Origin of the sequence: Streptomyces spinosisporus (assembly GCF_022698145.1) — a bacterium.
In the GTDB taxonomy this organism is placed as follows: Bacteria; Actinomycetota; Actinomycetes; order Streptomycetales; family Streptomycetaceae; genus Streptomyces; species Streptomyces spinosisporus.
The window spans coordinates 149,112-165,183 of the sequence record NZ_JALDAX010000012.1 but is presented as its reverse complement, the minus strand read 5'-3'; the positions used below and the strand labels follow the sequence as shown (position 1 = coordinate 165,183).

At 72.2% G+C, this 16,072-nt stretch carries 16 protein-coding genes; 6 read left to right on the top strand and 10 right to left on the bottom strand.

Features of this window, described 5'->3' with window-relative positions; translation table 11 throughout:
- Window positions 1-4: 4 nt before the first annotated feature.
- From MQN93_RS28630 to MQN93_RS28610, 5 genes are read right to left on the bottom strand one after another with little or no spacing between them, the layout of a single operon-like run.
- On the bottom strand, window positions 5-865 hold the full coding sequence (locus MQN93_RS28630) for a Pvc16 family protein (protein ID WP_242711842.1): 861 nt from the start codon (window positions 863-865) through the stop codon (window positions 5-7).
- Window positions 866-913: 48 nt separating this feature from the next.
- The gene (locus MQN93_RS28625; RefSeq protein ID WP_242711841.1) at window positions 914-1,666 is read right to left on the bottom strand and encodes a hypothetical protein; all 753 of its coding nucleotides are present in this window, start codon (window positions 1,664-1,666) and stop codon (window positions 914-916) included.
- The gene (locus MQN93_RS28620; RefSeq protein ID WP_242711840.1) at window positions 1,659-2,396 is read right to left on the bottom strand and encodes a T4 family baseplate hub assembly chaperone; all 738 of its coding nucleotides are present in this window, start codon (window positions 2,394-2,396) and stop codon (window positions 1,659-1,661) included. Before MQN93_RS28620 ends, MQN93_RS28625 begins: the two co-directional genes overlap by 8 nt.
- Window positions 2,397-2,428: 32 nt before the next feature.
- Window positions 2,429-2,953, bottom strand: a complete 525-nt coding sequence (locus tag MQN93_RS28615) for a phage tail protein (RefSeq protein WP_016434446.1) — start codon at window positions 2,951-2,953, stop codon at window positions 2,429-2,431.
- A 34-nt stretch (window positions 2,954-2,987) separates the two neighbouring features.
- Entirely contained in the window at window positions 2,988-4,853 is a 1,866-nt protein-coding gene (locus tag MQN93_RS28610) for a phage tail sheath subtilisin-like domain-containing protein (protein WP_016434447.1), read from the bottom strand.
- 374 nt (window positions 4,854-5,227) lie between these two features.
- Here MQN93_RS28610 and MQN93_RS28605 point away from each other — a divergent pair, with 374 nt between their 5' ends.
- Window positions 5,228-5,650, top strand: a complete 423-nt coding sequence (locus MQN93_RS28605; RefSeq protein ID WP_242711839.1) for a YchJ family protein — start codon at window positions 5,228-5,230, stop codon at window positions 5,648-5,650.
- A gap of 29 nt (window positions 5,651-5,679) precedes the next feature.
- Here MQN93_RS28605 and MQN93_RS28600 read toward each other — a convergent pair whose 3' ends face one another.
- Window positions 5,680-6,381 carry a FadR/GntR family transcriptional regulator gene (locus MQN93_RS28600; protein WP_242711838.1) on the bottom strand — a complete coding sequence of 234 codons (702 nt, stop codon included), beginning with the start codon at window positions 6,379-6,381 and terminating at the stop codon, window positions 5,680-5,682.
- 146 nt (window positions 6,382-6,527) lie between these two features.
- On the opposite strand from MQN93_RS28600, the gene MQN93_RS28595 reads away from it, so the two are divergent.
- From MQN93_RS28595 to MQN93_RS28575, 5 genes are all read left to right on the top strand, one after another.
- Window positions 6,528-7,046 carry a gluconokinase gene (locus tag MQN93_RS28595; RefSeq protein ID WP_016434450.1) on the top strand — a complete coding sequence of 173 codons (519 nt, stop codon included), beginning with the start codon at window positions 6,528-6,530 and terminating at the stop codon, window positions 7,044-7,046.
- Window positions 7,047-7,083: 37 nt separating this feature from the next.
- Window positions 7,084-8,481 (top strand): GntP family permease, encoded by a 1,398-nt coding sequence (locus MQN93_RS28590; protein ID WP_242711837.1) that lies wholly within the window; start codon window positions 7,084-7,086, stop codon window positions 8,479-8,481.
- 10 nt (window positions 8,482-8,491) lie between these two features.
- Window positions 8,492-9,250, top strand: a complete 759-nt coding sequence (locus MQN93_RS28585; protein WP_242711836.1) for a glucose 1-dehydrogenase — start codon at window positions 8,492-8,494, stop codon at window positions 9,248-9,250.
- A gap of 22 nt (window positions 9,251-9,272) precedes the next feature.
- Window positions 9,273-10,301, top strand: coding sequence for an L-idonate 5-dehydrogenase (locus MQN93_RS28580; RefSeq protein ID WP_242711893.1), 1,029 nt, complete (start codon window positions 9,273-9,275; stop codon window positions 10,299-10,301).
- A 134-nt stretch (window positions 10,302-10,435) separates the two neighbouring features.
- A complete protein-coding gene (locus tag MQN93_RS28575) occupies window positions 10,436-11,515 on the top strand; it encodes a hypothetical protein (RefSeq protein ID WP_242711835.1) in 1,080 nt (359 codons plus the stop codon).
- On the opposite strand, the gene MQN93_RS28570 is transcribed toward MQN93_RS28575, so the two are convergent.
- The 4 genes from MQN93_RS28570 to MQN93_RS28555 form a co-directional block, all read right to left on the bottom strand.
- Window positions 11,453-12,079 carry a cytochrome b/b6 domain-containing protein gene (locus MQN93_RS28570; RefSeq protein ID WP_242711834.1) on the bottom strand — a complete coding sequence of 209 codons (627 nt, stop codon included), beginning with the start codon at window positions 12,077-12,079 and terminating at the stop codon, window positions 11,453-11,455. The genes MQN93_RS28575 and MQN93_RS28570 overlap by 63 nt on opposite strands.
- Entirely contained in the window at window positions 12,063-12,815 is a 753-nt protein-coding gene (locus tag MQN93_RS28565) for a molybdopterin-dependent oxidoreductase (RefSeq protein WP_242711833.1), read from the bottom strand. The genes MQN93_RS28570 and MQN93_RS28565 overlap by 17 nt, the downstream gene beginning before the upstream one ends.
- 446 nt (window positions 12,816-13,261) lie before the next feature.
- Window positions 13,262-14,806, bottom strand: a complete 1,545-nt coding sequence (locus MQN93_RS28560) for an APC family permease (RefSeq protein ID WP_242711832.1) — start codon at window positions 14,804-14,806, stop codon at window positions 13,262-13,264.
- 34 nt (window positions 14,807-14,840) lie between these two features.
- Window positions 14,841-15,791, bottom strand: coding sequence for a hypothetical protein (locus tag MQN93_RS28555; RefSeq protein WP_242711831.1), 951 nt, complete (start codon window positions 15,789-15,791; stop codon window positions 14,841-14,843).
- Window positions 15,792-16,072: the final 281 nt, after the last annotated feature.

Here is a 16,072-nt window from a genome sequence, read left to right as displayed (position 1 = left end):
CGCCTCACTTCTCCGTGCTGCTGTCGCCCTGCCGCGGGGTCTGCCGGCCGGCCCTGGGCGCCGACTTGCGGGCCCGCGCGGGGGACTTGGCGGCGGTCTTCGCGACGGTCTTCGCCGGGGCCTTGGCGGTCTTCGCGACGGCCTTCTCCGGAGCGGGCTGTTGCGGCTCGGGGCCCTCAACCCGGCCGGATGCGGGTTCACTTGAGCCGGAGATGTTCCCCGGCTCGGCTCCCGGAGGGACCGGCGCGCCCGGCGCCCCGAACGGCAGCACCCGCACCTCGGGCCGTTCGACCGGCTTGCCCGGCACCGGCACCTGCCGGCCGTCGATGAGGACGAGCGTCGCCTGGTAGACCACGGACAGCGTGTACGGCGTCTGGTAGAGCATCCCCCACAGCTTCGACGTCTCGTCGACGTCCATCACGGTCGGTGTGAACCGCACCCGCTGCGCCGCCTCGGCGAGGTCGCTGCCCGCCAAGTAGGGCCGCTCACCGGCCTGTTCGATGACGTCCTTGGGAAGGACCGGGATCTCGTGCAGGGTGCGCACCACGGAGCCGATCAGCCGCTGCCCGACCAGCTCCCGCTCGTCGCCGTAGGCGCTGATCACATAGTGCAGGTCGAGCGCCGCGGCGGGCCGCTTGACCAGGGTGCCGTCGGCCGCCCGGGTCGGCAGGTCGTTGTTGCGCTGCGAGGTGTTGGGCGTGACCTGGTAGAGGAACACCGAGATCGTCGGCTGCTCCAGCTGCGGGTCCATGGGCGGCTTGCGCGGCTCGACCTTGACGGCCTCGCCGAACTCCGGTCCCACATTGTTCTCGATCAGCAGCGCGAGGGCCTGGGTGACATGGGCGATGGCAAGTGCGTTGCTCATGACGTCAGTTCCTCGGTTCCTCTCGGCCTGCTGATCCCTGTCCGTGGTTCACTCGCGCCCCCGGGCCAGATACTCGGCGAGGCTCACGGTCGCCCCGGCCCGCTCCTTCGCGGGTGTGCTCCGCCGCCCGCCTTCCGGGGGCTGCGCGGTCACTTCGAGCCGCCCGATCTGCACCTGCACGACCTGCTCGGTGGCCCGTGCCGGGCGCCGGGCCGCGGCCTGCCGTACGGCGTCGCGCGCTGCCGCCGTGTCGGCGGCGCTGGGTCGCAGCGCCGCCGACACGGCGTGAGGGGCGGTCTCCGCACCCGGGGGGATGGGCGCGGAGACCGCGGTCTGTGCGTGTTCCGGCTGCGCCGCGCGTCCTCGCCCCGCGGCGCGCCGGGCGGTGTCGGCCGGGGGCCGCGGCCCGGGGGCGAGGGGCGCGACGGGCCGCAGCAGGGGCGCCTCCGCGCGGGCCGGTGCGGCCGGACGCGGGCCCGGGCCCGCAGGTTCGTGTGCGGTGCGTACGACGGTGTGCTCGTGTTCGGTGTGCGTACGGGTCTCGCCGGGCGCGGTCAGCGGCACGTCCGCCTGCGGTGCGGCAGGCGTGGCCGCGGGCCACAGCAGCGCGTCGTCCTCGGACGTCGCCGACCGGGACCGTACGGCCTTCACGCGCTCGAACGGGCCGGGCAGCCGGGGCCGCACCCGCACGGCCGCCGGTCGCGGTGCGGTGTGGCGTGCGATCAGCCGGTCGAAGAAGTCCGGGGAATCCGGACGGTCCGCGTGGTCCGGGCGATCCCTGTGGTCCTGGGAGTCAGACATCCGCACACAGCTCCAGGTAGTAGCGGCGCCGTGTGGGGCTGAGCGCCAGGATCTCCGGCTCGCTCCAGCCGTAGGCGGTGGCGAGCAGATGGACGTCGAGCAGGACGTCCCGTGCCCAGGCGTCCAGTTCGGTCCAGAGGTAGGAGGCGATGTCCAGCTCGGCCCGGGTGGCCGCGCCGCACTCGGGGCAGGCGATGCTGAGCGCCAGGTCGGCGCCCGGGTCGGCAGCCTCGACCGCCTCGGCGATCCGGCGCTGCACCGCGCCGGGAAGCTCCGGGTCGGCCACGGCGGTGCCGCCCCGTGCCGCCGAGACCAGGCACTGAGCGAACAGGGCGGCACGCGGGTCGGCCGACCGGGCCGCGGCCTGCAGGTCGGCGATCCCGGGCAGCCTGAACTCGACGTCCCAGCCGCCCTCCTGGACCCGTACGACCCGCTCGCCCCGCTCGCCGCGCCCGCCCAGCGATGCGGCGAGCTCGCCCGCGTCCAGGTCGAACTCCATGTCCTGGCCGCAGGCGGCGCACTCCAGGCGCACCTGCATCCGCTCGCCGAACAGCGCGCGCCGCAGCGCGAACAGGTCCGCCTCGCGCTCGCCCACGGGAAGCGCGGGCAGCCGCGAGACGTCGACGTCCGGTCGTGCCGTGCGGTGCAGCAGCAGCGCCCGGCCGACGGGCGCCTCGCCGAGCCCCGCCTCCCAGGCGGCCAGCAGTTCGGCCGCCCCGGTGTTCGCCATGTCCTCCCCCGGATTCTTCAACTACCGCGGTGTCAGGCCGGGTTGAGGAACGAGGGCTCCTCCGGCTCGGGCACCTCGTAGTCCCGCTCCCAGCCCTCGCACTCGAGCTTCAGCGACTGGATGGCCACCGCGTTGGCGTTGGCGTCCATCTCGCCGAGGACCTGGTACTCGCTCGGCCAGGTCCGGTAGAGCTTGTGCGAGACGGCGACCTGACCGGCCTCGTTGAGGACCTGGATGACGATGTCCTTGCGGAAGTCCGCGAGGGACACCTCGGAGCCGAGGCCGGCGCCGACCTGCCAGACCTTGTTGGCCCAGCGGTCGAACTCCGGGTCGTGGGTGACCCCGCGTTCGAGGGTGATGCCCTCGAACTCCGAGCGGCCCGGCGACTTGCGCGGGGAGGAGGGGTCGCCGCCGTGGCGGTGCTTGACGACCTCCGTGGTCCGCTTCAGCGGACTGATCTTGCTGATGCCGGCGACCGTCCGACCGTCCCACAGCACAAGGAACTTGAAGTTCTTGTACGGGTCGAAGCGGTGCGCGTTGACCGTGAACTCAGCCATCGGATTCCTTCAGCTCTCCCTGGATCTGCCGGCGCTACAGCGCGAACTGCCCCGACGTCTGCTGGATCTTGACGACGACGAACTCCGCGGGGCGGACCGGCGCGATGCCGACCAGTACGTTGACGACGCCGTTCGCCACGTCCTCGTCCGTCGTGGTCTCGCTGTCGCACTTCACGAAGTACGCCTCGCGCGGGGTGCTGCCCTTGAAGGCGCCCTGACGGAAGAGGGTGTGCAGGTAGGAGGAGGCGGACAGCCGGATCTGCTGCCACAGGCTCTCGTCGTTGGGCTCGAACACCACCCACTGCAATCCGCGTTGCAGGCTCTCCTCCACGTGCAGCGCGAGCCGCCGCACGGGCACGTACTTCCAGGCGCTCTCCAGGGCGTCGGAGCCCTCCAGCGTGCGGGCGCCCCACACCAGCGGGCCGGTGAGCGGGAAGGTGCGCAGGCAGTTGACGCCGAGCGGGTTGAGCAGCCCCGTCTCACGGTCCGTCAGGTCGACGGTGAGCGAGTGCACTCCGACGAGCTGCGCCTCCGTGCCGGCCGGTGCCTTCCAGACGCCGCGCTCGGAGTCGGTGCGCGCGATGACGCCGGCGACCGCGCCGGACGGCGGGAAGGCGCGCAGCCGCCCGGTGAGCGGGTCGGTGAGCTGCAGATGCGGGAAGTACAGGCCCGCGTGGTTGCCGCGGACGGCGTCGAAGGCGGCGAGGCCCGCGCGGGCGGAGTCCACGCTGACCCAGGTGGCGGGCGCGTCGACCAGCAGGAAGATACGCCGCTCCTCGCACAGCCGCTGGGCGGCCGAGATGACCGTGAGGGCGTCCTCGGTCTTCTCGTACGAGGCCAGCTCCGGCAGCGACAGCAGGTTGACATCGGGCGTGCCGCGCAGCGCCTGGATGCCGGTCTTGCCGGCCTCGGAGCCGATGAGGTCGCGCGGGCCGGGGGCCTCGCCGTCCTCGCCGCCCTCCAGCGGGAACACCGGCGGGTTGACGGAGGCCTCCAGGCCCAGGTCGTTGGCGCACTCGCCGAGGAAGCGGACGACGTCCTCGGGGTCGGTGGAGCCCGCGACGACCTGGATACGGCGGCCGAAGGCGGTGACTTCCACGCCGGCGAAGGCGTGCTTGCCGGGGGCGTCGGGCAGGGCCCGCAGCTTGCGCTCCAGGAGCAGCGCCAACTCGGCCACGGAGGACGGGGCTTCGCCGTCGCAGTCGGCGTCGTAGAGCCTGAACTCGCGCTCCACGTCGCCGATCTTCACCGTCAGGTCGACGGCGAGGTCGGGCAGTTCGTGGCCGAACGGCTTGGAGACGGTGCCGGACGGGTCGGGGCGGCCCTCGCCGACTGCCTCGACGCGGATGAGCCGCGAGCCGGCGCCCACGACGGTGGGCGCGTAGCTCGCGCTGCCCTCGTCCATGGACAGGCCGTTGAAGCTCTCGCGGGCGTCGCCCTTGGCGTCGTAGACCCGCAAGTTGAAGGTTTCGTCACAGGCCTGGGTGTCGTAGTCGACGGCGACGCGCAGCCCGTTGCCCCACACGCCGGGTTCCTTGGCGTGCACTTCGAGGACCCGGGTCTCGCTGTGGCCCTCGGTGGACTCCAGGACGACGCAGGCCGCCTTGCCGCTGCCCGCCTTGGCGACCCGGACGATCACGGCGACGGAGCCGCCGTTGCCGAAGAACTGGTGGACGGCGTAGGCGAGCGGGCTCTGTGCGCTCAGCCCGCCGAAGCGTCGCTCGAACTCGGTGAATCCGGTGACGCGCACCGGCTCGTTGAGCGGGCCGCGCCGGGTGTGCCCGACGAATGCGGTCACCGACGTGGTCACGGCGGAGATGGTGCGGGTGCTGCTGGGAAGTTCTTCGACGTAGACGCCCGGATACGTCGGCCTCGCGGCGCTCACGGCATTCGTCGGCATTCCCCCTCCTATCCCTGTCAGGCACCGGACGAAAGGCACCAAGAGGCGGCAGAGGGAGAGGCTTTGGCACAGCGGCAGGCGGCAGCTTCGCCGACGCGTCCTCACGCGCCGGCCCGCACACCCCGTTTCAGCGTTCCCCCGTCATTGCCCCGGTCGGACGGCCGACCGGGTCAAGCAAACACGCTTGTGACTCCTGATGCTCAAGTGCTCTGTCCAGCCTGGGGAGTTGGCCGTTGCACAAGCAAGGCATGTTCACGCCAGTCGGAAGGGAGGTTCGATGGAGGGCGGTGTGCACGACCCACACCGGATGTGCGCGTGTCGGATCAGGCGCTTCACAGATCTCACACAGCCCTTGGTGCAGCAGAATGGAGCCCATGTCCCGACGTACCTCGCAATCCCGGCGGCAGCACGGCTCCGCCCCCGTTCACAAGCCCTCCTGCCCTTGCGGTCTTGCGGAGACGTACGAACAGTGCTGTGGCCGATTCCACCGGGGTGAGTCGGCCGCTCCGACGGCCGAGGCGCTGATGCGTTCGCGCTACAGCGCTTTCGTGAAGCTCAACGAGCCGTATCTGCTGAGGACTTGGCACCCGAGTACCCGCCCGGCGGAACTGAAACTCGACCCGGGGATGCGCTGGACGGGCCTGGAGATCCTGGCCACCACCGACGGGTCCGCCTTCCACACCACCGGCACGGTGACGTTCCGGGCGTCCTTCAGGGGCGGCTCGCTGCACGAGCGCAGCCGGTTCGAGCGGGTGGAGGGCACCTGGGTGTACGTGGACGGGGAGTTCCTCGACTGAGGGCGGCCGGGCTCAAGGGCCGCCGGACCCTAGGGCGCCAGGATGTCCAGTTCCTGGAGCGCGCCCACCGTGATCTCGCGGGTCAGCTGCTCCGCGCGGGTCGCGTCGCGCGCCCGGACCGCCTCGGCGACCTGGACATGCAGGGTGACGGCGGCCGGGTCGGGGTCCTCGAACATGACCTCGTGGTGGGTGCGGCCCGCGAGCACCTCGGCGACGACGTCACCGAGCCGGGCGAACATCTCGTTGCCCGACGCCGTGAGGATCACCCGGTGGAAGGCCATGTCGTGCACCAAATACGCCTCCAGCTGATGACCGCGTGAATTGGCGACCATGCCGAGCGCGCACTCGGTGAGCTCGGCGCACTGCTCGGCGGTGGCGTGCCGGGCGGCGAGGCCCGCGGCGACCGGCTCGATCGCCGAGCGCAGGACGGTCAGCGAGCGCAGCTGGTGGGGGCGGTCGGCGCCGGCCAGCCGCCAGCGGATGACCTGCGGGTCGTAGACGTTCCACGCCGACTTCGGCTGCACGGTCACGCCCACGCGGCGGCGGGACTCGACCAGATGCATGGATTCCAGGACCCGGACGGCCTCGCGCATCACGGAGCGTGACACCTCGAAGTGCTGGGCCAGCTCGTCCGTGCGCAGAACGCTGCCCGGCGGGTACTCGCCCGCGGTGATCGCGGGGCCGAGGGTGTCCAGTACATGGCCGTGCAGCCCCCGGCCCCGTGTGCTCATGCACTCAGCGTACGGGGCGGATCACGGAAACAAAAAGTCGGACTTATTTGTCACAGAGTCTTGTATTCGTCGTACCTAATCGGTTTCAGTGTCGTCGACGCGTCATGCGTCAGGCGTCGACGAGGACAGCAGACAGCGAGGCAGTGATGAGCACCCCCCATGTCGTCGTGGTGATGGGCGTCGCGGGCACCGGCAAGACCACCATCGGTCCCCTGCTCGCGGCTCGGCTCGGCGTTCCCTACGCCGAGGGCGACGACTTCCACCCGCCGGCCAACATCGAGAAGATGTCGGCCGGTGTCCCGCTCGACGACGAGGACCGGTGGCCCTGGCTCGACGCCATCGGCACCTGGGCGCACGGGCGGGCCGGGCTCGGTGGAGTGGTCAGCAGCTCCGCGCTGAAGCGCTCGTACCGCGACCGGCTGCGGGCAGCCGCACCCGGCGTCGTCTTCGTGCACCTGACGGGTGACCGCGCCCTCATCGAGAACCGGATGTCGCACCGGAAGGGCCACTTCATGCCCACGGCCCTGCTCGACTCCCAGTTCGCCACGCTCCAGCCGCTCCAGCCGGACGAGGCGGGCGTCGAGGTGGACGTCTCCGGCAGTCCCGAAGAGATCACCGCACGGGCCATGAACGCGCTGGAAACGCTCCCCCACCCGGCCCGGTAACACCCTCCCCCATCCCCGTACCTGCAAGGACAACACCGTGACCAGACTCAGCGTCGAGATGCTGGCAGCGGACGCACCCGAGCCGATCACCTCGGCCGGCCACGCTCAGCTGGGCATCGCCGTTCTGGCGGGCATCGCCGTCATCGTGCTGCTCATCACCAAGTTCAAGTTGCATGCCTTTCTGTCCCTGACCATCGGCTCGCTGGTGCTCGGCGCGGTCGCGGGCGCCCCGCTCGACAAGGTCATCACCAGCTTCTCCACCGGGCTCGGCTCCACGGTCGCGAGCGTGGGCGTGCTGATCGCCCTCGGTTCGATCCTCGGCAAGCTGCTCGCCGACTCCGGCGGCGCGGACCAGATCGTCGACACGATCCTCGCGAAGGCGAGCGGACGGGCCATGCCGTGGGCGATGGTCCTGATCGCCTCCGTGATCGGCCTTCCGCTGTTCTTCGAGGTCGGCATCGTGCTGCTGATCCCGGTCGTGCTGATGGTCGCCCGGCGCGGCAACTTCTCGCTGATGCGCATCGGCGTCCCGGCGCTCGCGGGTCTGTCCGTGATGCACGGTCTGATCCCGCCGCACCCCGGCCCGCTGGTCGCGATCGACGCGGTCCACGCCAACCTCGGTGTGACGCTGGCGCTCGGCATCCTGGTCGCCATCCCCACGGTGATCATCGCCGGTCCGCTGTTCTCGAAGGTCGCGGCCCGCTGGGTGGACGCCCCGGTCCCCGAGCGGATGCTGCCGCCGCGCGCCTCCGAGGAGCTGGAGAAGCGCCCCGGCTTCGGCGCCACCCTGACCACCGTGCTGCTGCCGGTCGTGCTGATGCTGCTCAAGGCGCTGGTCGACATCGTGATCGACGACCCCGAGAACCTCACCCAGCGCGTCTTCGACGTCATCGGCAACCCGCTGATCGCCCTGCTCGCGGCCGTGATCGTCGGTATGTTCACGCTGGGCCGGGCCGCCGGGTTCACCAGGGAGCGGATCACCGACACCGTCGAGAAGGGCCTCATGCCCATCGCGGGCATCCTGCTGATCGTCGCCGCGGGCGGCGGCTTCAAGCAGACGCTCATCGACTCCGGCGTGGGCCAGATGATCCTGGACATCTCCAAGGACTGGTCGATCCCCGCGCTGCTGCTGGCCTGGCTGATCGCGGTGATCATCCGCCTCGCGACCGGCTCGGCGACGGTGGCGACGGTCTCGGCGGCCGGCCTGGTGGCCCCGCTCGCGGCCGACATGTCGACCTCGCACACCGCCCTGCTCGTCCTGGCCATCGGCTGCGGCTCGCTCTTCTTCAGCCATGTCAACGACGCCGGGTTCTGGCTGGTGAAGGAGTACTTCGGCCTGAGCGTCGGCGAGACCATCAAGACCTGGTCCGTGATGGAGACGATCATCTCGGTGGTCGGCGGGGCCCTGGTCCTGCTGCTCTCAGTGATCATTTAGGGGTACGAGGATGAGTCACCCGCTCTTCGACATCAGCGGCCGCACGGCTCTGGTCACCGGCTCCAGCCGGGGCATCGGGCTCGCCCTGGCCCGCGGCCTCGCGGAGGCCGGCTGCACCGTGGTCCTCAACGGCCGCGACGCCGACCGCCTCGACGAGGCGGCGGCCGGGCTGCCCGGCGACGTGCACACGGCCGCGTTCGACGTGACCGACGGCCCGTCGGTGGCCGCCGGCATCGCGGACGTCGAGGAGCGGGTCGGCCCGCTGGACATCCTCGTCAACAACGCGGGCATGCAACTGCGCGCCCCGCTCCTGGAGTTCGGGGAGGCGGACTGGCACCGCATCCTGGACACCAACCTCACCAGCGCGTTCCTGGTCGGCCGCGAGGCGGCCCGCCGGATGACGGAGCGCGGCCACGGCAAGATCGTCAACATCTGCTCGCTGCAGAGCGAGGTGGCCCGCCCCGGCATCGCGCCCTACGCGGCCACCAAGGGCGCCCTGAAGATGCTCACCAAGGGCATGTGCGCCGACTGGGGCCCCCACGGCGTCCAGGTCAACGGGCTCGGCCCCGGCTACATCGAGACCGAACTGACCCAGGCTCTCGTCGAGGACGAGGAGTTCAGCGCCTGGGTGCGCCGCCGCACCCCGGCCGGCCGCTGGGGCCGTACGGAGGACCTGGTGGGCGGGGTGCTCTTCCTCGCCTCGCCCGCGGCGGACTTCATCGGCGGACAGGTGCTGTACGTCGACGGCGGCATGACGAGCGTCCTGTAAAGGGGTACGGCTCATGACGGAGATGCTCGGCTGTGTGATCCACGGTCAACTGGATTTGCGTGTCGAGGAGTTGCCGGTCCCCGAGCCCGCCCCCGGCCAGGCGCTGGTCGCCGTGCGCTACGGCGGGGTCTGCGGATCCGACCTGCACTACTGGCGGCACGGCGGCGTCGGTGACTTCCGGCTGCGCGAGCCCATGCTGCTCGGGCACGAGGTGGTCGGGACGGTCGTGGCGTACGGCTCCCCGGGCGCGCCGGGCCCGGCCGTCGGTACGGCGGTCGCGGTGCACCCGGCGACCCCGTGCGGGCGCTGCCCGGAATGCACCGGCGGGCGCCGCAACATCTGCCGGGACACCCGCTACCTCGGCAGCGCCGCCCGCTTCCCGCACGTGCAGGGCGGCTTCGCGGCGCACATCGCCGTACCCGCCGAGCAGGTGAGGCCGCTTCCCGAGGGCCTGGAGCTGCGGCGGGCCGCGCTGGCCGAACCGCTCTCGGTCGCGCTGCACGCGGTGCGGCGGGCCGGGGAGGTGAAGGACCGGCACGTCCTGGTGACGGGAGCCGGGCCCATCGGGTGCCTGGTCGTCGCCGCCGCGCGGGCGGCGGGCGCCGCGCACATCACGGTCACCGACCTCCTCCCGGCGGCGCTTGGGTACGCGCGTCTCGCGGGCGCCGACACGGTCGTACGGGCCGACGACCCGGCCGACGCGGGGTGGCCGTCCGAGGCGGACGTGGCGGTGGAGGCGTCCGGGGTCGCCGCGGGGCTCGACACGTGTCTGCGGCTGGTGCGGCGCGGCGGCGTCGTGGTGCAGCTGGGGATGCTGCCGCCCGGACCGAGTCCGTTCGCCGGGAATCTCGTCGTGAGCCGGGAGATCGACCTGCGCGGGGCGTTCCGCTTCGACGCGGAGTTCGACGAGGCGCTGCGGCTGCTCGCGGCCGAGCCCGCCTTCGACGCCCTGGTCAGCGCGGTGGTCCCGGTGCGGGAGGCCGAGGCCGCGTTCGCACTCGCGGCGGACCGCAGCCGTTCCTGCAAGGTCCTGCTGGACTTCGGAGACTGAGTCTCCGGTTTTCCGGGTGACTGTTTTTCGTCACCGACCGCCAATATGACGTCTTCCCCGACGGGCACCGTCGGCCCGATGATGAGGAGGCCCCCGGACCCAGGCCCCCGGGGGTCTGTGTGTCGGGGGGCGTCATGGCCATTTCCCTCGGGATGCGTGTCTCGGGGCTGCTCGTGGTCGGAGCGGTGGCGGTGGCCGTCGCCGCCTTCGGTGGTGACGGAAGTGGCACCCCGGACAGAGGTGGCGGGGGTACCACCATCGTGACGGTCGGGCCGTCGAGCAGTGCCCGTCCCTTCGTCGCGCCGGAGCCCTCGGGTCCCCGGGAGTCACCCGCCGGAGAGGCGAACCGCACGGTGGTGCCGGGCAGTCCGAGCCACCACTCCCGGACGGCCACGGCCGCACCGCGGGGCACGTCCTCCCCCACACCTTCCTCCTCGTCCGGCAACCGGCTGCTGAAGAGCCCCGTGTGGCTCCCGCCCGGACCCGTCTCGCCCGACGCCGACTCCGCTCCCGATCCGTCGAGCGTCTACGACCGGCTCCGCGATCCGCGCCACTGCCGGGCCGCCCTCGGCGTGATCCCCGGGTCGTCGTCCGACCCCGAGTGGCGGGTGCTGCGGGCGCTCGCCGACGCCTGTCTGGCCGTACAGGGCGAGGGCGGCAGCTGGAGTGCGGCGGCACAGGGGTACGCCGGAGCGGCCGGAAAGGCCGGCACCTGCAAGGGCCGTGCCGCCTACGCCGTGCTCGGCGCCCTGCTCGACTTCCACCGCCGGTACCCGGGGGCGAACGCGCAGTTGACGACGGACTCGGGCGCGCGGCCCGCCTGCGACTACCGGATCGCCGGCGTGGAGACGGGCGGCGGGACCCAGGTGCGGCCGGGCGACACCGTCGCGATCGAGCTGCGCGGCACCTACTTCGACCAGGCCGAACTGCTGCGGTCGGGAAGCGTGTTCATCGGCGGGCACCGGCTCGCCGGGGCGCCCGTCGTGCGCTCGCGGTCGGGCGACCGGCTGGTGCTGTCCGCCGTGGTGCCGTCCCTGGACCGCTATCCGCAGCGGGTCGACGTGGCCGTCCGGTACGCCGGCACCGAGGCGCGGCTGAGGGACGCCCTCACCGTCGCTTCGCCCGCCGCGGTGCCGTCGCCCGATGGGTCGTCAGGGACGCCACAGGGGGTGCTCACGCTCGGCCCACTCACGGCTGACCTGTCCGGTCCGTAGGCCGCTGCGGGCCTCGGGGTCCCCGAGCGCCATGCCGATGTGCCCGGCGAGCACGATGCCGATGGTCAGGGCGAGCCAGTCGTGGACGAAGGTCGCGCTGGTGCGCCACATGATCGGGGTGAGATGGGTGAACCACATGATCAGGCCCGTGCCGAGCATCACCAGCGAGGCGCCGGCGATCCAGGCCGCGTAGATCTTCTGGCCCGCGTTGAACTTGGCCGCCGGGCGCGAGGAGCGGCGCTTGTCGCGGCGCAGGGCCGCGCGCAGCCAGATCCTGTCGTGCGGGCCGAAGCGGTTCAGGTGGCCGAGGTCGGCGCGGAAGTACCGGGAGAACAGGCCCGCGAGCACCGGTACGGGCAGGGCGAGCCCGGCCCACTCGTGGACGCGGACCACCAGGGCGCGGCGCCCGACCAGTTCGGCGAGTTCGGGGACGTAGAGGAAGGCGGCCGTCAGTACGCAGATGCCCATCAGGGCGGCGGTGGTGCGGTGCACCCAGCGCTGGACAGGGCCGAAGCGGCGGACCCCGGAGACCGACGGGGTGTGCGACTCAAGTCGTAGGCTCATCGTCGCGTCCGTTCGAGCGGCCGACCCAGGCGTCGACGTCGTAGCCCAGCTTCTCCCAGTAGCCCGGGCGCACGTCCTCGGTGACGGTGATGCCCGAGAGCCACTTGGCGGACTTGTAGAAGTACATCGGCGCCACATAGAGGCGGACCGGGCCGCCGTGGGCGTGACCGATGTCCTTGTCCTGCATCCGCAGCGCCACCAGGACGTCGGAGCGGCGGGCCTGGTCGAGGGTGAGGCTCTCGGTGTACGTGCCGTCGAAGCAGGTGAAGCGCACCGCGCCGGCCTTGCCGTGCACCCCTGCGGCGTCCAGCAGCCGGGACAGGCGTACCCCTTCGAAGGGGGTGTCGGGGACGCGCCAGCCGGTGACGCACTGGACGTCCTTGACCATCCGGGTCTGCGGCAGGGCGCGCAGGTCGTCGAGCGTGTACGTCTTCGGGTGGTCCACGAGGCCGTCGACGGTGAGGCGGTAGTTCGAGGCGTTCTTGTGCGGCACGGACGAGGCGACCGAGTAGTAGCGGAAGCCGCCGCCGTTGGGGAGCAGTCCCGTCAGTCCCGTGGGGTCCTTGTCGGCCGCCGCGCCGAGGAAGCTCTCCAGGGCGCGCTGCAGCGGCGGCGCGGCGACCACGCCGAGGGCGCCCAGACCGATGGTGCCGAGCAGGACACGGCGGCCGATCGGAGCGCCGCGCTCCGCCGACGGCTGCGGCGCGCCGGGCTCCTCGGGTTGTTCGGAGTTCACCCATCCATTCGAACACCCCCGACCCCGACGGGACCAGCGATCGCGGCTCCTCGTCAGGATTCCGTCATCTTCTTACCCACCCCTCAGAAACCGACCGCACCTACGAGGTCTCCCGCGCCGCCTTGTCCAACCGGAACGCCCCGCACCGAAGCCGACGCGGGCGCGCCACCCAGCTCAGGGCAGAGCCGGGCCCGCTCCGGCCTGGCCATCGAACCCGCTCCCCCAAAGCCGGCGCAGCCCGACCCCACCCACGCACCCCTACGGGCCCTCGCCCACGACCGTGTCCAACCGGAACACCCCGCGCCGAAGCCGATGCGAGCGCGCGCCTCCGGCGACGCCGTGCACCACCCAGCTCAGGGCAGAGCCGGGGCCACACCGGCCTGGGCATCGCACCCGCTCCCCCACCCCCAAAGCCGGCGCCCCCGCCCGACCCCACCCACACGTCCCTACGGCGCCTCGCTCGCGGCCGCCTTGTCCAGCTGGAACGCCTCATTGCCCAGACCGATGCGGGCATGCGCCTCCGGTGAGCGGGAGCGCAGCACCAGGCCCTGGACCAGGCCCACCACCAGGGCGAGGCCGATGATGCCGGGGAGGGCCCAGCTCAGGGCCGAGTCGGGGCCCGCGCCCACCAGGACGTCGAAGTCCTTGACCGTGTAGCCGGCGATCACCAGCAGGGCGGCGGCGGCGAGGGCGGAGGTGACCAGGCGCCAGGACTGGGCGCGTGCGGCGCCGCGGCGGGCGAAGAAGACGATGACCGACACGGAGGCCGCCGCCATCAGCACGATCACGCCGAGCGCGCCGATGTTGCCGAACCAGGTGAACAGGTGCAGCACGGGCGCCGTCGGGTCCCCGGTGGGCTTGTCGTCGGCGATCGCGAAGACGATCACGACCACCGCCGCCACGGCCGTCTGCAGCAGGGAACCGGTGCCGGGGGCGCCGCTGGAGCCGGTGGTGCGGCCGAAGGTGCGCGGCAGCAGCCCCTCGCGGCCCATCGCGAAGGTGTAGCGGGCGACGACGTTGTGGAAGCTGAGCATGGCCGCGAACATGCCGGTCACGAACAGGACGTGCAGGACGTCGGTGAAGGCGCCGCCGAGCCGGGACTCGGTCAGCGAGAAGAGCATCCCGGCGCTCTCCTTCCGCGCCACGCCGACGACCTGGGAGGGCCCGGCGGCCACGGTCAGCGCCCAGCTGCTCAGCGCGAAGAAGACGGCGACGCCGCCGACCGCGTAGAACATCACGCGCGGCACGAGGATGTGCGGCCTGCTGGTCTCCTCCGCGTACACGGGCGCCTGCTCGAAGCCGAGGAAGGCCGCGATGCAGAAGCACAGGGCGGTGCCCACGCCCGCGCCGCTGAGCGTGTCGGGGTTGAAGGCGTGCAGCGACAGGCCCTCCTTCGCGGGGTCGCCGACGGCCGCGACGTCGAAGATCACCACGAGGATCACCTCGACGACCAGCAGCACGCCCAGCACGCGCGCGTTGACGTCGATCTTCAGCCAGCCCAGCAGACCGACGACCGCGAGGGCCACCAGCGCCGGTATCCACCAGACGACCGTCATGTCGGCGTAGGTGTCGAAGAGCCCGGAGACCTCGAAGCCGAAGATGCCGTAGATGCCGACCTGGAGGGCGTTGTAGGCGACCAGCGCCACCAGGGCCGCGCCCGCCCCGGCCGTGCCGCCGAGGCCGCGGGATATGTACGCGTAGAAGGCGCCGGCGTTGTGGACGTGCCGGCTCATCTCGGCGTAGCCCACGCCGAACAGGATCAGGACGACGCCGAGGACGACGAAGAGCAGCGGCTGTCCGACGATCCCCATCACCGCGAACGTCGTGGGCATGACACCCGCGACCACCATGAGCGGGGCGGTGGCCGCGAGGACGGAGAGCAGCAGGCCCCCCGTGCCGAGGCGGTCCGCACGCAGGGCACGCTCCTGCCCCAGATAGGTACTGATGCCGTCCGAGCCTGCTCTGCTCGCGCTGGAACTGCCCGTGGTCATCGCGGGGACCGTCCTTCTGTCGGGGTCGGGAATGTCATGCCGTGCCGAGCGCGGCGGCGCGCGCGGCACGGAAGGCGGAGTGCGGATCGCGGTCCGGGTACGACCACGGGGCGGGCGTGGCGTGCTCGCCGATGCGGTGGAACAGGGCCGCGGCCTCGGCGCCGCGCCCCTCGCAGACCTTGGCGTGGGCGAGGAAGTTGAGGTCGACCAGGCGGCGCGGATGGCCCTCGTGCTCCCACTCCAGCCACCAGTCGAAGGCGGCCTTCATCACCTGCCGGGCCCGCCGCCCGCTCCAGTGGCCCGAGGAGACGGGGTCGGGGGACTCCAGCCCGGCGGCGGCCAGCACGCGGTAGCGCTCGGCGTGCGCGACGACCGGCAGGATGGCGAGCGGGGAGTCCGCGGGGGCCTGTTCGGCGGCCCAGTTGGCGAAGTCGTAGACCTCGTGCAGCGGGTCGGCGCCCGCCTCGGCCTGCCGTTCGGCGAGCCGGGCGACCATCAGGTGGTGGGCGTGATGGTGGTCGGCGTACCGGCTGCGGATCTGGTCGAAGAGGCGCGCGGTCTCCTCGTCCGTGCCCGTGCCGCGCTCCAGCATCAGCAGGCCGAGCCACGGGGTGGGGTCGGCCGGTACGAGCTCGGCAACCGCCCGGCAGGCCTTACGGGCGCGGTCCGGCTTCTCCTTGCGGGCCAGGGCCCGCTGCACCTGCGCGAGTGCGAGCAGCAGGGCGGCGTCGGCGGAGTCGGGCTCGGCGAGCAGCCAGTCGCGGGCCCAGGCGGCGCTGTAGGACTCCAGTGCCAGCACGGTGAGCCGGTGGCCGCGGCGGTCCCAGTCGTCCCCCGTGTGCACGAGCAACGACCGGGCGGCCTGCCACCGGCCCTGGGCCAACGCGGCCCGGGCCGCGACGAGTTCGGCGTCGTCCAGAGCCGCGTCGAGAGCCTGGGCCGCACGCTTGCGGCCCCGGCCGAGAGGTGGCGGGGGTGGAGACACCGCGGGAACTTCCTCACGCGACGCGGTGCGTCGCCCGATATCGGATTGCCGTCGACTGGTCACGCACAGCCAACCGGTCACCAATGGTTCACGTCAAGGGATGGACGGGTGTTACACGGTTCAACTCCTGTGACGGAAGGGGCACTTAAGGATCAGTCGGGTCACCGTCACCGCCGTGCGGCCCATCCCTCGTGTGGCGTACGCCATGGCGTCCGGGGCCCGGGCACCCCACCATGACGGAACGGCCGCGTCGGCGCCCCGGAGGGCCGGGCGACGTGACC